The organism is Paenibacillus sp. DCT19 (genome assembly GCF_003268635.1).
Taxonomy (GTDB): Bacteria; Bacillota; Bacilli; order Paenibacillales; family Paenibacillaceae; genus Paenibacillus.
Window position 1 is genome coordinate 3724537 of sequence record NZ_CP029639.1, and the last position, 20532, is coordinate 3745068.

General features: G+C 42.1%; 20 protein-coding genes and 1 pseudogene. 6 read left to right on the forward strand and 15 right to left on the reverse strand.

The annotated features are described in order from the left end of the window. Nucleotides 1-43: 43 nt before the first annotated feature. Nucleotides 44-783, forward strand: a pseudogene (locus DMB88_RS16940) (alpha/beta fold hydrolase). Nucleotides 784-876: 93 nt separating this feature from the next. On the opposite strand, the gene DMB88_RS16945 reads toward DMB88_RS16940, so the two are convergent. The 6 genes from DMB88_RS16945 to DMB88_RS16965 form a co-directional block, all read right to left on the reverse strand. Beyond that, nucleotides 877-1635, reverse strand: a complete 759-nt coding sequence (locus DMB88_RS16945) for an SDR family oxidoreductase (RefSeq protein WP_164848715.1) — start codon at nt 1633-1635, stop codon at nt 877-879. 366 nt (nt 1636-2001) lie between these two features. Continuing rightward, nucleotides 2002-2646 (reverse strand): methyl-accepting chemotaxis protein, encoded by a 645-nt coding sequence (locus DMB88_RS31360; protein WP_254438227.1) that lies wholly within the window; start codon nt 2644-2646, stop codon nt 2002-2004. A gap of 5 nt (nt 2647-2651) precedes the next feature. Next, nucleotides 2652-4046 carry a methyl-accepting chemotaxis protein gene (locus tag DMB88_RS31365; protein ID WP_254438228.1) on the reverse strand — a complete coding sequence of 465 codons (1395 nt, stop codon included), beginning with the start codon at nt 4044-4046 and terminating at the stop codon, nt 2652-2654. A 277-nt stretch (nt 4047-4323) separates the two neighbouring features. After that, the gene (locus tag DMB88_RS16955) at nt 4324-5535 is read right to left on the reverse strand and encodes an MFS transporter (protein WP_128102304.1); all 1212 of its coding nucleotides are present in this window, start codon (nt 5533-5535) and stop codon (nt 4324-4326) included. Nucleotides 5536-5834: 299 nt separating this feature from the next. Beyond that, on the reverse strand, nt 5835-7307 hold the full coding sequence (locus DMB88_RS16960; protein WP_128102305.1) for a DUF5605 domain-containing protein: 1473 nt from the start codon (nt 7305-7307) through the stop codon (nt 5835-5837). Nucleotides 7308-7905: 598 nt separating this feature from the next. Next, nucleotides 7906-8376, reverse strand: coding sequence for a hypothetical protein (locus tag DMB88_RS16965; protein WP_128102306.1), 471 nt, complete (start codon nt 8374-8376; stop codon nt 7906-7908). 90 nt (nt 8377-8466) lie between these two features. Here DMB88_RS16965 and DMB88_RS16970 point away from each other — a divergent pair, with 90 nt between their 5' ends. Then, nucleotides 8467-8826, forward strand: a complete 360-nt coding sequence (locus tag DMB88_RS16970; protein WP_368028373.1) for a GNAT family N-acetyltransferase — start codon at nt 8467-8469, stop codon at nt 8824-8826. 222 nt (nt 8827-9048) lie between these two features. Here the strand turns inward: DMB88_RS16970 and DMB88_RS16975 are convergent, their stop codons facing one another. After that, a complete protein-coding gene (locus DMB88_RS16975; protein ID WP_128102308.1) occupies nt 9049-9465 on the reverse strand; it encodes a hypothetical protein in 417 nt (138 codons plus the stop codon). A 125-nt stretch (nt 9466-9590) separates the two neighbouring features. Here DMB88_RS16975 and DMB88_RS16980 point away from each other — a divergent pair, with 125 nt between their 5' ends. Beyond that, nucleotides 9591-10010 (forward strand): hypothetical protein, encoded by a 420-nt coding sequence (locus tag DMB88_RS16980; protein ID WP_128102309.1) that lies wholly within the window; start codon nt 9591-9593, stop codon nt 10008-10010. A 237-nt stretch (nt 10011-10247) separates the two neighbouring features. On the opposite strand, the gene DMB88_RS16990 is transcribed toward DMB88_RS16980, so the two are convergent. From DMB88_RS16990 to DMB88_RS17005, 4 genes are all read right to left on the reverse strand, one after another. Beyond that, nucleotides 10248-13916 carry a multicopper oxidase domain-containing protein gene (locus DMB88_RS16990; protein ID WP_128102310.1) on the reverse strand — a complete coding sequence of 1223 codons (3669 nt, stop codon included), beginning with the start codon at nt 13914-13916 and terminating at the stop codon, nt 10248-10250. 10 nt (nt 13917-13926) lie between these two features. After that, nucleotides 13927-14211, reverse strand: coding sequence for a hypothetical protein (locus DMB88_RS16995; protein WP_128102311.1), 285 nt, complete (start codon nt 14209-14211; stop codon nt 13927-13929). A gap of 14 nt (nt 14212-14225) precedes the next feature. Next, nucleotides 14226-14546 carry a hypothetical protein gene (locus tag DMB88_RS17000; RefSeq protein WP_353056273.1) on the reverse strand — a complete coding sequence of 107 codons (321 nt, stop codon included), beginning with the start codon at nt 14544-14546 and terminating at the stop codon, nt 14226-14228. Between the two features lie 89 nt (nt 14547-14635). Continuing rightward, the gene (locus DMB88_RS17005; protein ID WP_128102312.1) at nt 14636-15298 is read right to left on the reverse strand and encodes a hypothetical protein; all 663 of its coding nucleotides are present in this window, start codon (nt 15296-15298) and stop codon (nt 14636-14638) included. Nucleotides 15299-15471: 173 nt separating this feature from the next. Here DMB88_RS17005 and DMB88_RS17010 point away from each other — a divergent pair, with 173 nt between their 5' ends. The 3 genes from DMB88_RS17010 (at nt 15472) to DMB88_RS17020 (ending at nt 18868) form a co-directional block, all read left to right on the forward strand. Continuing rightward, nucleotides 15472-15987: a hypothetical protein gene (locus tag DMB88_RS17010; RefSeq protein ID WP_128102313.1), complete on the forward strand. Its 516-nt coding sequence runs from the start codon at nt 15472-15474 to the stop codon at nt 15985-15987. Nucleotides 15988-16393: 406 nt separating this feature from the next. Continuing rightward, complete coding sequence (locus DMB88_RS17015; RefSeq protein ID WP_128102314.1) at nt 16394-17539, forward strand: glycosyltransferase family 2 protein; 1146 nt, start codon at nt 16394-16396, stop codon at nt 17537-17539. 369 nt (nt 17540-17908) lie between these two features. Beyond that, entirely contained in the window at nt 17909-18868 is a 960-nt protein-coding gene (locus DMB88_RS17020; RefSeq protein WP_128102315.1) for an oxidoreductase, read from the forward strand. A gap of 225 nt (nt 18869-19093) precedes the next feature. Here DMB88_RS17020 and DMB88_RS17025 read toward each other — a convergent pair whose 3' ends face one another. The 4 genes from DMB88_RS17025 to DMB88_RS31375 are packed head-to-tail and all read right to left on the reverse strand — an operon-like array spanning nt 19094 to nt 20465. Beyond that, nucleotides 19094-19303 (reverse strand): helix-turn-helix transcriptional regulator, encoded by a 210-nt coding sequence (locus DMB88_RS17025; RefSeq protein WP_128102316.1) that lies wholly within the window; start codon nt 19301-19303, stop codon nt 19094-19096. Nucleotides 19304-19307: 4 nt separating this feature from the next. Continuing rightward, a complete protein-coding gene (locus tag DMB88_RS32090; protein ID WP_368028199.1) occupies nt 19308-19796 on the reverse strand; it encodes a DUF6442 family protein in 489 nt (162 codons plus the stop codon). Beyond that, nucleotides 19738-20040: a CPBP family intramembrane glutamic endopeptidase gene (locus DMB88_RS31370; RefSeq protein WP_368028374.1), complete on the reverse strand. Its 303-nt coding sequence runs from the start codon at nt 20038-20040 to the stop codon at nt 19738-19740. Before DMB88_RS31370 ends, DMB88_RS32090 begins: the two co-directional genes overlap by 59 nt. Further along, nucleotides 19935-20465 (reverse strand): hypothetical protein, encoded by a 531-nt coding sequence (locus tag DMB88_RS31375; protein WP_254438229.1) that lies wholly within the window; start codon nt 20463-20465, stop codon nt 19935-19937. The genes DMB88_RS31370 and DMB88_RS31375 overlap by 106 nt, the downstream gene beginning before the upstream one ends. Nucleotides 20466-20532: the final 67 nt, after the last annotated feature.

Genomic DNA, 20532 nt, shown 5'->3' on the forward strand with positions numbered 1-20532 from the left:
TCAGGTGATTTTATTATTACACGGGTTCCCATCTTCAAGTCATATGTTCCGTGACCTGATTCCGAAATTATCTAAACATTACCGTGTCATTGCCCCGATCTTGCCGGTTTCGGACATACCCACACGCCGCCGCGTGGTCAATTTAATTTTACCTTTGATAATCTATATAAAGTTATTGAAGGTTTTACTCAGGCACTGGCTCTTGATAAGTATGTATTATATGTGTTCGATTATGGTGCACCTGTCGGGTATCGACTGGCCGTCGCTCACCCGGAGAAAGTTCAGGCGATCATTAGTCAGAATGGGAACGCTTATCTGGAAGGATTTAGTGAAGCATGGGGTCCTTGGGAGAACTATTGGCGCTTGCCAACACCAGAGAATCGTGAAGCATGTCGTGATTCCCTGACTCCGGAAACGATTCGTAATTTCCAATACCTGCACGGAGTGGATGCTAGCCTTGTATCGCCAGACGGGTATTCACTAGATATTGCATATATGTCACGTCCCGACGCGGAGGAGATCCAACTCGACCTGATTTTAGATTATAGAACTAACGTGGAGCTTTATTCTGAATTTCAAGCGTATTTCCGTAAGTATCAACCAAAACTACTAGCCGTATGGGGAAAAAATGACCCTGCCTTCCTTCCTGCTGGAGCTGAAGCTTATAAACATGATCTTCCATCTGCAGAAATACATCTGCTGGATACAGGTCATTTCGCACTCGAAACACATGCTGACGAGATTGCTTCGCTTATGCTGCAATTTTTGGCTAATGTGAAATAGGCCAGCCAAATCTCTAAAAAATAGGCTGAGCAAGTTAACTAAAACTTGCTCAGCCATTATTTTCTATATTTTAACATTGAATATAAATGTATGTTATTGAACCGTATATCCACCATCAACTGATATCGCTTGACCGATTACATAGCTTGCGGAAGAAGAGCATAACCAAAGTACAACGGAAGCCACTTCCTCTGGTTTCGCTAAACGACCAATGGGGACTTGTTTCACTAATTCGTCCATGGCATCGCTTTCCGTAGCTAACATATTTTCTACCATTGGCGTTTCAATGATCCCAGGACAAACGGCATTAATACGAATCCCTTTTCGAGCGTACTCTAGAGCAGTGCTTTTCGTTAATCCCAATACGCCGTGTTTAGAAGCATGGTATACAGAACGTTCGGGAACACCAATTAATCCTCCCATGGAAGAACAATTCACGATCGCCCCTTCGGTACCTTGCTTTCTTAATTGTAACAACTCATACTTCATACACAGCCAAATCCCTTTTGTATTCACATTCATGACATCATCGTAAACTTCTTCTTTTAAATCCACTGTGTCTGTCGCGGCGTTTTGAATACCAGCGTTGTTATAGGCATAATCTAGCTTTCCAAATGTAGCCACGGTTTTCTCAACCATAGATTCAACAGATTTCTCATTCGAAACATCACATTGGATGGATATCACCTGATAACCTGCGTTGATCAAGTCTTGTGCTTCTTGTTTAGGTTCATTAATATCCACTAAAGCTACATTCGCACCTTCTTTAGCAAATAATTGTGCGGTTGCCAGTCCGATACCGCCTTTTGCTCCAGTTACAATGACCACTTTATCTTTCATTGTTGCTATCATGAAAATTCCTCCTAATTATATAAATGGACGTCGATTGTTTAATAAACTCATGTTAATTATTTTATAGGAGATTCGTTTATATTCAATAGTCAATACCTCAAGAACTGTGCGTTACTCAACGGCACATCTATCATTGTTGAATATCTAAAAGAAAAGCGAACTTAGAACTGAGCAATAAAATCGGCACACGTTATTATCGTTTTGTCTGCACATGAACTTGTACCAGTACAACAAAAAAAGCCGCAAGATTACACTGCGACTTTTAACCGATCAACTCCTGTTAAGATCTCCCATAGAGAATAAGTTTTTAAACATTTTCAGATATCCATCATACTCCTTCTGTTCACCTCTATCTTCAGAACCAGTCTATACTGTGAAACGTTGTACCAGCTTTTGCATATCTTCGGCCATTTTCGCGAGTTGTGCCGAGGATGAAGATATCTCTTCCATCGCAGCCATTTGTTCTTGAGCTGCTGCCGATGTAGTCTGGGCACCACTAGCTGAGACTTTAGATATGTTTGCCATCTCGGCAACTGTAGCAGAGACTTGTTCTGTACTTGCAGACAACTGCTCGGATACAGCGGAAATATCCTGAATTTGACCTACAATGTGAGATGTAAACTGTTCAATGTTTGAAATGGTAACCGAAGCTTCCTGGCTTACGCGCATGCCTTCACCGACTTGATCACGCACTTTTTTGTTCATTAATGAGGTGGACCTATCAATTAAATCTAACATTTTACCAATCGTAGCACCAATCTCGTCAGCACTTTGTTTGGATTGTAGCGATAGTTGGCGAACTTCACCTGCAACGACAGCAAATCCTTTACCATGCTCTCCTGCTCTCGCTGCTTCGATAGATGCATTCAAAGACAGCAGATTCGTTTGCCGAGAAATATCAGCAATGGCTTCGTTCATTCTATTCGCTTCAGTTGAGAGCGTAGACAGCTCGTTAATCAATACTGTTGTTTCTGTAACAGCTTCAAGAATCTGTTCCATCTGTTCACGCACACTGGTTATGGTTGTCCCCCAAGCACGACTGCTCGCTCTGTTTCTTCAGCAGAATACACAATCGCACCCGCAGACTCAGCAATTGTACTAATCCCTCGCGCCATTTCTTCAACTGCATTTGCAGCTTGTTCAGCATTTTCAGCTCCAATTACGGCCGTTTCCGCCGTTTGTTGCACTGTTTCAGTCACATGTTGAACAGATAAAGTTGTTTGTTCTGTGCTCTCCTGTATCATTTGCGAAGAGTTGTTAAGATGAGACGATGTTTGATTAAGTTCACGAACAACCGATTGAAGTGTAACGGTCATTTGATCAAAGTCATCTGCCAATAACCCGAATTCGTCCTTATTTTTGAGACCAACTCGCTCAGACAAATTACCATCTCGGACATTGCGAGTTGCTGTGCGTAGTTTTTGCATAGGCACCATAAAAGATCTTAGAATAACAAATATAATCAATCCTGCAATAACAACGGAAATACTAATGACAATATAGCTTGTAACCATAATTGGTTTTGCTGCTGCTATAAAATCTTCATGTCCCATTAAAGCAATGACATTCCAACCGGTTAAAGCATTGACTCCAGTAAAGACTTCCAAGTCATACGCAAGATCTGTCCTAACAAATTGGGAAAATGCCATGGGTTCATCAGCGGTTACAGCGGAATTCGGCTGGAGCGGAATCCCACCAACAAGCTCTCCACCAAGCTCGCCTCCTCCACCTTGCGTGATCGCTCCTGCCCAGGCTGCAATCGTTCGATTGGAGTCTACTACAACTAGACTTCCATTTCCGCCAACATTTACGATGGATAACTCTTTTGCGAGAACATCCAAGTCAAGTTTAATATTGGCTACACCTTCTCCTTGTCCAAGAGCTTTAGCTATGTCCACAACAATTTTACCGGATTGTTCATCCTTCATGATGTTAGAAAAATAAAACTTTCCATTATTACTTTTTCCATTGTTGTACCAATCGCTCTCACGCGGATCATAAGTTGAATCAACAATGTCTGGGGAAGCTAAATACTCCCCCTGCTCGTTACCAATTGTAATGGAAATAATATCTGGATATGTAGAGGTTAATCGATCCAACTCTGTATGAATTATATCTGCGCTCTCGGTAAGCGAGCCGGGTTCAATCATTGAATCTATAAAATGTAACAGTTCTGCTTTTGCACCTACAATGTTATCAATGTTCTGCCCTGTCATCGTTAGAATGGTGTTGATCGGCTCTGTCATTTTCTGCTGAACTTGATCTTTAGCACTTTGATATGAATAATATCCAATAAGCGCAGTTGGAATAATGAGGACACTAAGAAATGCTACAATGAGTTTAGTACTCATTCTTTGAAAAATGGTAAGTCCTTTCTTGAAAAATGATAATCTTTTGTCTTTCTCCTTCAAGTGTATCAACCTCTCTCTATTCTGCTTTTTACAACAACCTAAGGCAGTTATTGTACCGAATCCTAATTCCAATGGAATGATCCGTTTGTCTGACACGGCTTGCTTGTATTCAAGTCAATAAACGCAAAAAAACCTATATATATGCACACCCAAAGAAACTTTGAGCATGTTTATACATAGGTTTTGCCTGAATATTCAGTAACAAGCCTTGTTTGATCTGTATTATATCATAGATATGGAATAAATGGTCTTTTATTCTTAAGAGCTCTTGTACTTATTAACTACCTTGCATCGAATGCTCATGCTGTTCTAACGGTCTAGCGGATCTGGTCAATGTCCCAGAGATTATTACTCCAATTAATACCGCTATCATCGCATTCAACAAGCCAAAATGCTCTCCCAAAAAGCCTAATGCAGGCGGTCCAACCAATGATGCGATATAACCGGAAGTGGCTACTGCACCTACTCTGGCTGCTGCCCCCTGTGGATCATCTCCAGCCGCGGATAAACCAACGGGGAAACCTAATGAAGCACCTAGCCCCCATAGAAAAACTCCGGCAGAAGCTAGTAAATAGTGTTGACCCCAGATTACGAGAATCAAGCCAACGATCGCTGAGATAGCACAGCCCATTAAGACGCGAACTCTTCCATACCATTCTAACACCCATCCACCCGAGAAACGTCCAAGGGTCATGGCTGCCACAAATATGCCGTAGATGATTGAGCTCGTTAATGAGCTAACAGCATATCCATCAACCATAATTAAGGGTAACCAGTCATTGGCTGACCCTTCAGCAAACGCCATACCTAAAACCATAAGCCCAATCAGTAAAGTTCGTTTTTCCGTCCAGACCTTTAACGGATTCTTACTCTTAGCTCCCTTATTGTCTACATTAGATCCAGCTTCTTTACCTGTTGCCTTCGGAAGATAACGGAAAGAGCTTAATAGAGCGACTGAAATGATCAGAGCCAGGATTAAAAAATGAATAAGAATAGGCAGGTCTATCGCCTCCGCTCCTACCCCAATAGCGGCTCCAGCTAGTGTACCTACGCTGAAGAAACCATGAAAGGCCGGCAAAAGGACTTTACCCATTGCTTTTTCGACCGCAGAGCCTTCCATATTTAATCCTACCTCTGCAGCACCAAAACCAGCTCCGAATATGAATAGTCCAATCATGACAATCGCCAATGTCTTCGTAGCTGCCCCTACACCGATGGCAATAAACCCAAATACAATCATGATAGAGCTTACGATAATAACGAGACGTGCACCTTTACGAATAATGACAGATCCCGCTGTAAGTAACCCCGTAAGTGAACCTATCGCTAGAGCAAAAATAATGATTCCCATTCCCGAAGTAGATACATTCAACTGATCCCGCACGGCTGGTGTACGAGCTACCCATGAAGCGAAGGCTAGTCCGGGTAGTGCAAACAATAAGAATAAGATGTTCCTTAACATTCGATTCTGATCATATAATGTTGTCATATGTACTTGGTCTCACCTCTTTCTATCCACCAATTTGGTGAATTGCATAATTTCAAACTATTCTTTTGATAAGTCTTTTAATAAGTACCAATTTATATGAGATGAAACTAAAAGTCCACTTCTTTTTGACCACCGTCAAAACTAAACCGATATTCGCGCCAAGCTTTAATCCTCTTATTTGGTGCTATTAAAAAGTAAAAAAGTCGCTAAAATAGCGACTTTCTATAGAATTGCTTTCCCACGGGAATCACCGTATTATTGCTATACTCTCTTGCTCTCCTGTTATTTCACTAGACTTATTAATGAAGGGCATATACGCGCAATGCAAAGTAAGGTCGGCTGGGCAAAGGAACACGACTTTTTCCTCGATACGTATCAATCAGCCTGGTGATCTCCATCTCCTGCGTGTCGATCCATTCGGCAACAAATTCTCGGTCTTCCGGAAGGTCAACTTCCCGATATCCCGGCTGGTGTTGACCATAGTAATGTAAGTAATATTCACCTTCCACACCAATTACCGGCACGTCACGGAGCGGAATCGGTGCGGTGTCAGAAGGCATTTGTTCCGCCACTAGACGAAGAAAGCGAATATGTTTATGGCTTTGTCCGTATAACGTTCCCCCTTTTGCCCACCAAATCTCGTCTTCTGGATGCAGGTATGTCTCACCATGACTGGCATAACCACCTCGTGCAAAACTTTCCCAGATACGGTGCGTCATTTCTTGCGCGGTCAGATTACCCCATCGCTGCTGCAGGTTCCCTTCGTATCCACATTCATCAACGATTACCGGTTTCCCATATTGCGCTCTCCAAGAAGGTACTAATGTGACGTCCCAGTGTTGAATGCTGCAATGCGTAATTTCTGGACGACGATGATCATACATCACTATACTTTCCGGAACATACATGGCTGTGCCATTATGGATGGATAACAGATGTGCATACGGATCTTCTTGCGCAGTAAGACTGATCAACCTGTCCCAATCTGACATCGTTTTTTCACTCATAAAATCATATTCATTCGCCAACGACCACCAGACGTTCCGGTAAGCTGCCAGTCGTGCAATTGCGTACTGCAGATAACGCTCATCTTCCTCAGAAGTCAACCGATCGAAACCCCAGCGTCCTTTATCGTATGGGTGAAACAAAATAAGATCAGCTTCAATCTGTAGCTCAAGCAGTGATTCAATGCAATTCTCAACGTGCTCCCAATAAACCGGGTTAAAACGAGTATAATCAAAACCTTTTTCGGAAGAGCCAACAAACGGAAAAAACTCAGGTTCCTCTGCGTTAAAAGAGTAATTCTTCGGAAATAAACACATACGAATTTTATTGAACGACCCTTCCGCAAGAGTATTCAGCGTTGCCGTTCGTAATGTTTCCGACTGATATATCCATGCATAAGCGGTTGTGCCAAACGGATAAAACGGCGTGCCGTCCGCATAAGCAAAACGAGTCTCATCTCGTGTTATAACCGGGCCGTGAATTAAATCTTCTGCCTGTATACAAGTGAAACTTCCGTTCAAACCATTCAACTCGGTCAGATTGCTGAACGTCTCATATGTCCAAATTCCAAGTTCAGATGGCATGAATCTGACCATGTACTCCCCATTTCCGGCATAAAATCCGGAAACCTTGTATTCCTTCATGTCTTTACGAAAAATGACCGTCCAATCGCTATCCAGATAAGGATTACCTTCAGTTGAGCCTAGCAACCGAAGTTCAAACCGTGCCCATTGGGACACAGGTTCATGAAGCATCGCGTTTTCCATAACGAACCCTCCACCTTTCTTTTGTGGCATTCCTGAATTGTAAACGCATTCAATTGACCCAACCATATTTTAGCACTAATTTATATTAAGTTCAGCAATTTTAACTTAACTTTTTTATAGAATTTCAATCCTCCAACCCTTCAGTTGTTCTGCTCCGTATGTAAGGGCGTAATTTTGAATTAGTTGCTGGATTGCTGTTATCTGCTCTGACATAGCTTCGTTATTCGCTCTCACAATAAATACAGGATGAATATTAACCTCGCTAAATTGGTTTATCACCTTTGTTAGATCCTTCATATCACTATCCGCGAAATTCAGAATTTCTTCGAACCCAAAAATCTGGTATGGGCTTAAGCTATGAACCTGAAGAATTCTATTAATCTCCTTATCTGAATTTACTCTAAGTAAGTCAGATATCTTAATCAAATATAATGATGCTGAGTTTTGATCATCAGATCCGAACAGGTTGAGGTTTATCCATTGATTTGGTTCGATGGTTAGTGTTTCACAGCGGTTAAACAACCCTTCAAACCTTGGAATAACAAATGCCGGATCAATGATTTCTCTGCAGTGCTCAATCGTCTCTTGCTTTCTTTTATTATCTTGGCGAAATTCTTTCGGTCCTTCTGGGAAAATCCTTTTGAATTTTTGATAAAAATATCGAGGTGAAGAAAAACCTACCTTCGAAAATTCGTTTGACATCAAAATTCGTAACAAGCAGATTCAACAATGCTCCAGTTACACCCACTAAAGTTAAGTATTTCAGCTCACTTTTGTTGATTATAACTGGAGTTATTAATGCGCAGATTGCTTTATTTATTTCTTTTGTTCGTTCTAACCCGAGATCTGTTCCAGGGCCAAATTCATGAGCAAACCAAATCTTTGATAAATCGCAATGATCCTTTGCAAATTCAGCATTGATATTAATAAGCAGTATTAGATTATCTTCATGTGTATGTAACAGACGATGAACTTGATTAATATTGAAAATTTCTATCTCACCAGAACTTAATGTTCTATTCTCGTCTGCAATGGCAACATGAATGCTACCTTCCAGTACAATGACCACCTCAATGGAATTACTCCACCGAAACGGTTCGTCTTTGATCCTTAGGAACTGCACTGTTAAGGGTGGGGTTTTGCACAAGGTATATATGCAATTAGAAATGAAGAAGTGGTTGGCTTTCTGGGGTACAATATAGGCAAAGAAGCCTTTGCACCTGCGATCTACAGTGCTTTTCGGAAGGTGTACTCTCCATTCGCAGCACTTTGGCGGTTTTTCTTTTATTCGTTTTATTTAAGGTTTCATTTATACTACGAAGAAATACTGCAGATCGCCCCTATTGCTGTGTCTGAAAAAGTACGTGGACAAGGAATTGGTAAATTACTATTACATGAGATTGAGAAACTCGCGAAAAAAATGCACATTGCCAAAATCAGTCTTGAAGTGGTTGATACTAACCCTTCAGCACAAAAGTTATATGAACGCTTCGGTTATATGTTAATAAAAAGAACTTAAATCCGGTTCATTTACTAAGAGAGCCGGCTTCAGAAGAGTGATATTTATGCAAAAATGTGTTGAGGTCACCACCAAAACCTAATTGGTTAACACCAGACACTTCCCACAGTCTGGCTAAGTTGTGTTGTCACATATCGATCCCAGCTAAGATCGTCAAAGGACAACTCGTCCAGGAGAATTAGCATACAACACACCTGGACGAAAGTCCTTAATCAAGAGCTTTCACACCTTTACCGAAGTACACAGCATTAAGATGGCGAAGAAAAATAAAAAGATACAGAAAATAAGAATAGGTACAGGGTGATGACTGTGCATCACAACCATAGGAGACATAAGTCCAGCCATAATACCCCCAGACACACCCGTCACAATAGTTTGGTAATCTACAAGTGCACCAAAAATCATGCCGATCAACATTGCGATTACAGTGGCAATAATCGTTACCCATGTCGAATAATACGGAAATTGATACCCCCATAATCCGCCAATAGATAGTGCGCTAACCGTACTGACCGTCATAGAGATGTTCATTCCCAGATGATACCCGATTAAGTTTTTTAATTTCCTCAAATACATATAACTACCAATTAAACCTGCACACAACAACACATTAACAAGTATAAACAATACAACGTTCATTGTTTTCCTCCTGTCAATTGAATAAGGTGAAAATCCCCTTCATAAAATGAGTGTATATCTTACATATGGAGGTGAACCCCTATGCTGCATTCGGGTTCGAGCAAGTTTAGCTCACCGCAAGTCCATTGCCATCCCATGAACTAAAAATACTGCAGGAATTCATTCATCATCAAAATGTGCAGATTATTGGAGAAATTAATCCATCCCGCCGTAAAGAAATTATGCTGTCCAATTTTTTCAAATCACACAAAAATCAAACCGTAAAAATCAAGATTCAATGCCGCGAAGAACAGAAAGTCATATTGGCAAAGACAGATGCCGTTGGCAGAGACTTTGTGATATTAACTTCGCTACTCACCAAGTACTGGATTCCATTTCGCGCAATCGAAACCGCCGAACAGCCTTATGATCAAGTAAATATCCCCCACCAGCAGCATCAGCAAGTCGTTTATGATGAAGAGTTGAAACAAAACATATTACTTAAGTTCGGTAAAACAGTGAGCCAGAAGGATTATCTAAAACAGCAATTTTTGAACAAACTTTAGCTGGTCACATAAGGTCTTTAATTAAAAACAAGATAAATGTCGAAACCAACGTATCGCGAATTCGCGGCAAATTAATGGATATTAAGGAACATGAAATACAGTTAAGAGAAAATGGAACCTGTTCTTCAGTAAAATGGATGGACGTATTATGGATCGAGAAACAACGATTCATATAACTTTGTTCGATTGAAGGGCAAGACACCTCATAGATCATACTGAGGTGTCTTTTTCTGTGCCTTATCGTTTGTTTTTAGTTCGAGGTCTGGGGTTTAAAGGTGCCAGCTCTGGAGTAGGCTTATCAAGCACTCGCAAGATTCCCCATAAGCCTAGTTCTATGTCCCACCTGATATTTCCTGAACGATACAGATAATCTCCAGGTATGCCAAGTGAGCCGCCTGCACCATAGAGTAATAGGAAATCATCCGTGTGTCCTACACTGAGCTGACCTTGAAAGGATACAGGCAGCGAATTCAGGTCATCATCACTTCTTAGCCACTGGTGACCATGAAGCACTATTGTATGTGCCCTAGCCCGGTCTGAAATGAACATCATGCGGATAACCACAGGGTCTCCAACATAAGCGAGAAATACAGGCGTTGCTGGATCCCCATGAACTTTGGAGCTGAAGACAAGGGAAATATTCGGATTGACCGCAAGCCTGTTCTTGAAACGTTCTGCTCGATAATTAAATCCTCTTGAGCCCTGATCTTCAAAATCCTCAGTCTCTTGTTCCTCTTCTTCTTGATTCATGTTAATTACGGGCTCTGGATCGATAATAAGCATACCATCCTGATTGTACAGTCTTACGCCGTCATGCATGATGATGCAATACTCTCTTAAACTTAATCCGCCACTACTGATAATGACCTGACTCCCCGTCCGCGTGGGCTCTCTAGTCACAGGATCAAGATAAACGGTTCCTTGTGGTTCGGTCACTAACATCCCGAATGCTCCATGGTGTCTATGGTTACGTATATCTGCCATATCGACTAGACCAGCGGTACCGATTTGTTGATCAATATACCAGTGATACGTTATTTGCTCCCCAGGCGCGATAGTTTGATCCGGATTAAACCCAACCGTAGTTCCATCTGAACTAAGAACATCATACTCAAGCATTTGCGCATGCAGCGATATTCGTTTGGAGGGTCTATATTTCATGTTAACGGGAACTCCCGGGTAGAACTGATCGTCCGGAGGGAATTTAAGGTGGTGAAGTTGGTTCGTTAGCCTAACTTCTACGATTTCTCCTACGTTCCCTCGTATAATCAAAGGTTCTGGATTCTTTTTTCCTTTCAGAATATCTTTCACATCTTCCTTTAAAGCAAAAATAATACTGTACGGATCCTGATCACCAAAGCGATTATAGATTACAGGTGTTTGGAGAGCAACAACATCATAACTCCGGAGGGGTGCACGTTTAATTCCAGGCAACACTCGTTCTACTGCTTTAGGAGGTCTTTCGCCTGTCGGTACTGGCAATGGCTCCGTTCTAGGTTTAGGGCGCTTTCGATCCGGTAAGGGAATGAGATGGGGTACACTTTTTTCATAGGAACGTATAATCCCCCAGTTCCCTAACCAAATATCATCTATGGAACCATAATGGTATAACATATCGAAGTCACCGACACCTTCGACCGCAAATTCCAGCGTAAAGGATTCCGATATACCAATATGCTGCTGATCAACCAAATCTGAATCCAAGTCCCCCCGTTCCCGCCTCCAGCGCTGGCCATGCAAATTAAATGAGTGAGACTCCTCTTGAGCTCCTTGAAGAAGTCGAATTCGAACGGGATCCCCGTTATAGGTCTGCAAGAGCGGTGTTACTGGATCTCCATGAACCCAAGAGCTGAACACATAAGCGGCGTCCATGTGTGGCTCATTTAAACGAAATTGCAATGGCTCGTTTCTGTAGTTAATTCCCATCACACCCGGATCCTCATGAGAACCTGGGAATGGTGGCTGGTTTAGAGGCACTCCATCTTTGTCGAATAATAGTGCGAAGTCATGTACGATTAACGTAAACTCCCTGAAGTCAGGAATAAATGGATTAATAATGGTAGCCTGTGTTCCTGAACGGATCTCTTCACCCGTCTGTGAAGATAAATACTTGGAGCCTCGGGGCTGAATATTGATTCCCGCAAACACACCATGTGGTTGGTGCTGATTAGCAAATAGATGATCGTGAAAGAAGGTTGATTTCAATTCAGTATCTGCAAACCATTGATACTCAATGGTCTGACCCGGAAGTATGCCCGAATCATAATTCCAGCCGACATTAGCTCCATCTGAGACAAGTGGATCAAATTTAACAAAATGAACATGCAGACCTGCTTCATATGTGCGGTTAACCAGCTGAAAAGCATTTCCGCCGATGACCTCAGGGAATTTATTCGTAAACCGAAGTCTGACGCAATCTCCACCATTGGCACGAATTGTTAAAGGTTCAGGTGCTTTCCTTCCTGAACATACAGCTTCCTCATCTTCTGCCAACACGAAGATTCGTGCCTGTGGATCATGCCAGCCCTGATTGTTGTACACAATCGGAAGCTGAATCGCCACGATGTGAAATTCACGTACCGGGTTAACAAGAGGATCACATGGATTTACAAATACAGCACCAGGTACAGCATTCGGAGCAAACTGGTTTATTTCGAGTGGAGTTGATTCACGTCCACCAATGATACCAAGTGGCGGTCTCGGAGCCTTCTTACCAATAATCCCTGGAATGAAATTCGGGAACCCTGGCTTATCCTTGGTTGGCTTTGGAGGCGGAGTTCGACCTGGGAGAGGTATCAGGGCATGAATCGGCATTCCATTGGGATATTTTTGAGTTCCATCCTGGAGAGTATTGAAAATCCGCTGCATTCCCCACATGCCCTCTTCAAAGTGTGGATATAAATGACAATGAATGATGATATCTCCGAATGCCCCTTGCATACTTCCCGCACCATAGAGTGGCGAGACCGTGTACGATGCCTGGGGAGAAATAGCCTGCGAATCTTTAATTTCGGAATCTAAGTCCGTTGTCTCAAACAGCCATTGATGTACATGATAATGGAAAACATGTGTTTCTTTGATTCCGCCATGAACAAGCCGTATTTTAACAGGGTCACCTACGTAGGCTCTTAGAATAGGTGTTACAGGATCACCAAACATCCACGAATCATGATGCACTTCTTCGCCTTCCGTCTCAGGAGATACCACTCCTTCTAAAATCAGTCGTTGACGATTCCGCATAGGCTCAGACCTATAATTTACGGCATGTGTTGCCTCAGGTTGAAACGTATGTGGACTAAACGGCGTATCCCCGGTTAAGTCCTTAATCTCCATCTCATCGAGAAATACCCAAGCATACTCTCGAAATGAAGGCAGGAAAGGATTATGTATGTCAGCGTACACACCAGAAAGTAGCGGCTTTCCTGTTTGGGGGTCGGTCCATGTAGAACCTCTTGGCTCCACAATTAATGCTCCAAAAAGTCCGTGAACTTGTGTACCCAGTTCACTAGACAGTGTGTTTCCAAAATCCGTAAAGTAACAAATCCCTTCTAGCGTTGTGTGCCACCTATACGTAATGAAGCCCCCAGGTTGAGCTATTGTGTTGGGATTGAATCCTGCTGCGGCTCCATCTGACGTGGTTACATCGTATTCGACGTCCTGAATGTGTATGGAAGCGGGATGATCCAGCTTGTTTTCAAACAGAATTTCAATATCGTCTCCTGCGTTAGCCCGGATGATTAGCGGTTGTACTAGATCGACAGTTGTAAAAGGATTTTTGGCGATAAGCTTGCGAATCTTATCTTCATTTTCCTTGAGAACATACATCTTCCCTTCAGGATCGTGGTCTCCAAAGTCGTTAACGACAATTCGAACCGAAATGGCAACAATATGAAATTTCCTCTTCACATTCCACCTCTTATATACGTATTTCAGGAATCGGATTCTCAGGTGTCTCTATAAAGTAAACCTGAATGTTATCAATATGCGTGCGAAGCGTAGTACCATCCAACTCAGGGACATTGCAGATTTCGACCTGGATTGATACCGTATCTGACTCAACTTCCACTATCCGACCCACGTAAAAAAAAGGATAGGATTCAATAATAACCAGAATTCTACCGTTGATAGAAGCAGTGAATTCAGCAATGAGAGCCTCTTGTCTAAGGTCATTAATATTGAGATGATCTGTTCGCTGTAGCATCGTTCCTAACCTCCTTAAGAAAGTGTAAGTCTGTTATTTAATCCAAAAGGAGCAAAGATCGCAATATTCTCAATTGGAAAACTTAGCGGGGTTGGGAACTGGAAGTTTGGAGCATTAGGCATCTTGATAATGACTGGATTTAATTGAATCGAGCCACCTCTTACGAGTTCTAGCTTGCCTGTAAAAATCGGTCTGAATGTCTGTCCTAGTATATTTAGCTGAGAAGCATCCAGAATGACAATGATCTCTTGTCCAAGCAGCTCTTCAAAAATAATGTTACTTTCCCTCAGTTGAGGTGTGTGATAATTATCATCATAGGAATGCAAAGAACTCAATATTATCCCTCCTTGGTTGCGTGATGATGGTATAACTTAACCAGTTAAATATATGGTAACAAGGAGGGTAAATATGCTAATTAATAATCTTACTGCTTGGAAATGGAAATGATTTCGATATCAGCAAATGCGATGGACTCAAGCCAATGTTTATCGTGTCTACTGGAAGGTTGAATAATGACTTTATCCTCTGTCGTCTTTACCAGACAACCGATTTTCTTGCGTTTAGGCTCTGTCAGTTGCAGTACGACCTGTTGTCCTGCATGCTGCAGGAGGGCCGTGCTTAGCGGGATGCCATAGAACCGATTAAGCAGCTTTACGCTTCCGGATACAGTTTCAGTAAATGCATATAGTAACTCACAATTCAGTTCTTCGCTTCGGCAGACATGACGAGGCTCTTGAAGAAGTTCAGATTCACAGGGCTCGGATGAAATCGAAATCAGTTGATCAAATGTTACATAACGCAGTCTACCTTTACTCCAGAATTGAATGTAATTCCTCCCCGCCTGAAGTAAGAAACCTTCATATGCTCTAAAGCCTCCGCGAAAAGACGTTTGAATTCTCACATACTGGTCTTTCAATGAAGTGAGTTTTAGTTCAAGCTGCCTTGGATTAGTCGGTTGAGATGGATTGCCCAAAGATCGCAAAATATGGTTCGCTTCCGCTATGCATGCTTTCAACTCAACAAATTGTTTTTCGGGCAATGCAGTCGTTGGAGAGCTAATGCCAATCGTTTGGTATGTGGTGTTCACGAGATAATTCCTCCTATATGCAATCAGTTAAAGTCAGTATATGGGCGGCTATCACTATCGCACTGGACATCAGCCTAATTTTATTGAGTTTACTCAGAACGGGCGAATGCCCAGACACATCTCCTGAACTGGGCATATACATGACATTAAATACCATTTAAGTGGAGGATCACATGAGTCATAATCGAGTAAGATCAAGCCGTAAATTAGCATTATCGACCAGATCAAAGTCCAAAAAACATCTAAGAATTCTGCTGAACAAAAACTGTGACCTTAAAGTAAACCATCTTCCCGACGATTGCGCTTGTCATCAGCCTATATCAAAACACATTCTCCATCGTAATAAATGCTTTCAGGTCATTGATGGGGTAAAGCCACTGATTAAGCTGCGGTTAGCTGGCATAAACAACAACTTGAACTTTGAACTGTTCCGTCACAAGGGTAATCGTGTCATCATTGAAGTGAGTTCTGGAGAGAAAAGCGAAAAAATCAGAGGCGTTCTCCTAAATGTTGGCACGGATTACGTTGACATCAAAAAAGCGAATGGCAGAGTCATTACGATTCTTCAATCAAACATTCAAAAAATCGAATGGCTGGGTCGCAGAAAACGAGCTCCGCAAGTGGAGTACATTGCAGATGATTGTGGAGATGAATATGAGTACGATGAATACGAAGATGGTGAAGAATAAAAAATTCGCCATAAGAGAAAAAAGAAATGACCCTATCCGGGCTCATTTCTTTTTTTGATTTCAGTGATGATTATGATCCTTGTGATTCGCATGATCATGACCACTATCACCATCTGAGCTACACCCTATAGTTAAGCTGAGAAATACAATGGCCAAGGCATAGCAGATTTTTTTCATGATACACTCCCTTCGGTAGAGCCACTCTCTCCACTCACAAATTGACGTCATATGATGGATATGTTATGAATCTGCCGGTTATACATCATTAGACATCGACCAAGCCTGTTTCCCAGATCATAGGGTATTTAACCAGTCTCCGTTAAAAAGTTGGAATATACTGATATCACTTCGTACATGTCTGTTTCATTTTCTGACTTTATTTAGCTTTTTTAAGGGAGGCAAGAATATGGCAATCCGCTACAGTATTATTATTGCAACCTATAACCGGGCTCATCAATTATCACTTACACTGGCGGCTTTTGAGGCGCAGACGTACCCCAAGCATTTATTTGAGGTCATTGTTGCTGATGATGGTTCCACAGATGGCACAAAAGAACAGGTTGAAGCCTTTCAAGCTTCATATCCACTGACTTATGTATCGCAGACAGAACAACGCGGCAGATCTGCTATTCGGAATTTGGGGCTGCAACATGCCAAAGGATCATACGTTATCTTTTGCGATGCTGATTTTCTGGCATTACCCGAGTTTATACGAACCGTGCGACAGTACCATCGCAAACATCCCAGAGCTGTTGTCTCTGGCTTCCCCTATTCCTTCAGTGGTTCATATACCCACTACTATCCGGACTTTTCCCCTGAAGAGAAGGAGCACTGTCGTGCGGTTCTCGCTGCTTCAAACTTATGGCGTCCTGAACTAGATGCTGCGAATGAAATTATCCCGCTGATTACACCAGCAGATATTATGCATCATACAGATGCTTTTTCCCGAATTGCCTTCTCATCTCAAATGCCACCTGGTGTCATCAAGCAATTTGCCAGCACAGATGTGGCTCCCTGGATGGTATTTGTTACTCGGTGTGTATCTGTCCGGCGCAGTCTACTGAAACGGGTTGGAGGATTCAACGAAAGGTTTGTACTTTATGGCCTTGAGGACTGGGATTTAGGCTATAGATTGCACCGCTTGAAAGTACCCTTTTACTGCATGAAAGAAGTCGTGGGCTACCATCAGGAGCATCCAACCCATTTCCGAGGGGATGTGTTAAATACAGAAAACCTTCGCATCATGTTGGAAACTTACGGACTCAATGATTCTGCACTTAACTTACTTACCGTTGTGCCTCCGTCTGAAGATTTGGAAACATACAAAAACACCCTCCGAGTCTTGCGCAGAGGATTTCGGTATAGAGCAACACGTTCTTCAGCAAAGCTGTTAAAGAGAACATTACGAATTGCAGCCAAGCAATTCGTAATCCAAGCGGATGCTCAGGCATACAAAAAAACATTAGCTAGAATACAACGTAGAGCAAATGGCCGGAAAAGCCGAACGGCTCGTGTTTTACGGGATATGGTACAAAGAGCTGAACGAATATAGAGCTAGGGAGAATCTGCTGTTGTCATATGACAGCAGATGAAACTACGGAAAGCATCTACTTTTGAGATTAACCGGTCATTGAATTATGACCCTGTCCATACCGTAATCGGTACAAATTCTTGTCCTTGGCTCGGGACACGAATTTGTACCGATCAAAGGCCTTTTATATGACTTACTCACACATTCTTACATAATAGATAAGAAATTTATGTTTTCGAGTGATCACAATTCAAGCTTCTGCTCGAAACACAGTAACGGAACTGCACCTATGTATTAACTGCATTTAATAAAAGTAGGTTATCTTCTCTTGACCTAGAGTTAACTCTAGTATGTAAAATATAAAATCAAATGAAAAAAGGAGCTAAGAATATGCCTTCAAACCCAACTTACATGATCACTCCTCAGAAACCTCTTTCTAGTGGCTTCAATAAACATTCAACAGCAAAAGATATATTGAAAGGAATCGACCTGAGCAATAAAGTTTGTATTGTAACAGGTGGCTACTCAGGTATTGGGCTTGAAACTACCCGTGCGTTGGCAGAAGCCGGCGCAACAGTCGTAGTACCAGCCCGATCCATGGATAAAGCACGATCAGCCTTGAAGGATATTCCACGAGTAGAGCTAGCAGAACTTGACCTGATCAATCCAGTGTCCATTGATACATTTGCACAGCACTTCCTAGATACGGAACGTCAGATTGATATTTTGATTAACAATGCAGGTATAATGGTTCCTCCATTAACTCGCGACTCTCGTGGATATGAATCTCAATTTGCCACGAATCATTTAGGACATTTTCAGTTGACTGCACGTTTATGGCCAGCATTAATACAAGCAGGTGAGGCTAGAGTAATATCCGTTTCCTCTTCAGGGATCGTCTTAGGGGGCGTAGAATTTGATGACCCGAATTATGAACACCACTCCTATGATAAGTGGAAAGCTTACGGTCAATCAAAATCCGCTAATGCTCTCTTTGCCGTTTCATTAGATCGATTAGGTTTTAGTCACGGAATCCGTGCGTTCTCAGTTCACCCTGGTGCAATCTATACAGACTTGTCCCGGTTTTTGTCCAAAGAAGAGCTTGGCGGATTGGACTTCGGAAGTGATCTCAAAACTGAAGCTCAAGGAGCAGCGACTAGTGTATGGTGTGCTACCAATTCTCTGCTAAATGGTATGGGTGGAGTATACTGTTTGGATGCTGATATTGCTCAAGCTGTGTTCACCCCAGAAGAAATGCCAGGTGTGTTACCCTGGGCCATCGATCCTGAGGCAGCAGAGCGGTTGTGGAAACTTAGTGAGCAAATGACCGGCGTAAAGTTTGGCGAATAAACTAGTGGAAAACTTGAATTTCACTTTTGAAGGAAGAGATAAAATGAATTCGTTATAGTTGTACCTAAATCAATGCAATATGGGGATCGTTATACGTTGTCTCTGGAACGAGTTTTGGGGAATAGTTGAACAAAAAGGCAGCCGATCATTGATCGGCTGCTTTCTTGATCTCCTTCTGCTATCGCATCCCATTATCTTAAAAGCTCTAATTAAATACGTAGAGAGTTAATCAAAATAAAAAAGTTCTTCAAATTTTTTGTCCAAAGCAATACAAAGAATTAAAGCCAGCTTAGCTGTTGGATTAAATTGACCAGTTTCAATCGAACTAATCGTATTTCGGGAAACTCCAACTAATTTTGCAAGCTGTTCCTGTGAAAATTTTTTTTCTGTTCTCGCTTCTTTCAAATGATTTCTCAAGATCAGTTCATTGTCCATCGGCTCACCCTATATACGTTGTGATCAAATTATAGATATGGATGAAAGAAAACATCAGTGTCGCAAGTGTGCAGATGATTGCAAAAACGATGTCGAGGCTGCGTTTCAAACGAAAGGCTGTAATGAGAAAACTTGTAGCCGATACAGAGAATAAAATGGCATACAATCCCCAATTAAAACCACCATCCAGCAGAAGTTGAACTACAAAAAAGACAGTCGCCAGGAAGATGGCTACAACAGAACCAATGTTTACTGCTCTAGACTGAACTTCTAATTTAAATAAGTCCCTATTCTTGTTTTCTCTTCTGCTTTTCGCTAATATTTCATCCTTGTTGATGTGAATTCCTCCCAGCAGTCTTACCAATAGTCTTGTCCATAATATCACAAGAGAACATAGTGCGCTCTGAACGCACAAAATTGTGGACGCTTCCCGTTTAATTGGCGAATGCCGCGAGAAGTAGCGAGAGCAATACACCTGTTCCGTTGTTAACACAGTGAACAATTACTCCAGGCCACACCGACTTTGTTCGATGAAAGAGGATTGCCGCGAGGGCACCAACGATGACAGCAGGAACAAAGGCAGCATTGAAGCCATGTGCAGCTGCAAAAACGATGGTACTGATTGACACGCTTAACCAAGGACCGAATCGCTCGAGTGCATTGGTAAGAACACCACGGAATGCAAATTCCTCACCAATGGGGTTAGCACAGCGATGAAGATGATCTGGAAGACAAATGCGAGGATCCCTCCGGTAGATGCAGATTGATATGACTCTTGTACATTGACCAATGACACACCGGATAGATAGATTATGATGTAAACTACGCGGGTCAAGAGTACTGCCGCTATTCCGTACATTATGCCGAGCAACACTTGCCGCTTGGACACACTTCGGATTCCAAACACGGAGAGCCGGCGGATCCGAATCAGATATGCAGCTGCAAATGCAGCCAGTCCCATGATGCCGGACAGTGCCGCGAGTGCAAGACCCATTGAAACGATATCACTTGAGAAAAATCTTGCAACTGCTGGCGCAGCGCCATAAAGAAAAGCGAGATAAACGACTGCAGCAACGATGACTTCTAATAACTTCGGATTACTGAATTGGGTGCGATCTGTAAGTCTCCTACTGTTTCCAACTTTGTTTATTATACTTCTCAAAAAAATTCCACCTCTGCTCTAGGATTATGTATACTTCTCATGGATTTTGACAAGTAAACTTGTCATG

Bases quoted from the DNA above. Each gene is read 5' to 3' on its own strand.
- DMB88_RS16995 (WP_128102311.1), bottom strand. From the start codon at position 14,211: ATGCTACAGCGAACAGATCATCTCAATATTAATGACCTTAGACAAGAG.
- DMB88_RS17025 (WP_128102316.1), bottom strand. From the start codon at position 19,303: ATGGACAATGAACTGATCTTGAGAAATCATTTGAAAGAAGCGAGAACA.
- DMB88_RS16960 (WP_128102305.1), bottom strand. From the start codon at position 7,307: ATGGAAAACGCGATGCTTCATGAACCTGTGTCCCAATGGGCACGGTTT.
- DMB88_RS17015 (WP_128102314.1), top strand. From the start codon at position 16,394: ATGGCAATCCGCTACAGTATTATTATTGCAACCTATAACCGGGCTCAT.
- DMB88_RS17020 (WP_128102315.1), top strand. From the start codon at position 17,909: ATGCCTTCAAACCCAACTTACATGATCACTCCTCAGAAACCTCTTTCT.
- DMB88_RS16955 (WP_128102304.1), bottom strand. From the start codon at position 5,535: ATGACAACATTATATGATCAGAATCGAATGTTAAGGAACATCTTATTC.
- DMB88_RS16975 (WP_128102308.1), bottom strand. From the start codon at position 9,465: ATGAACGTTGTATTGTTTATACTTGTTAATGTGTTGTTGTGTGCAGGT.
- DMB88_RS16945 (WP_164848715.1), bottom strand. From the start codon at position 1,635: ATGATAGCAACAATGAAAGATAAAGTGGTCATTGTAACTGGAGCAAAA.
- DMB88_RS17010 (WP_128102313.1), top strand. From the start codon at position 15,472: ATGAGTCATAATCGAGTAAGATCAAGCCGTAAATTAGCATTATCGACC.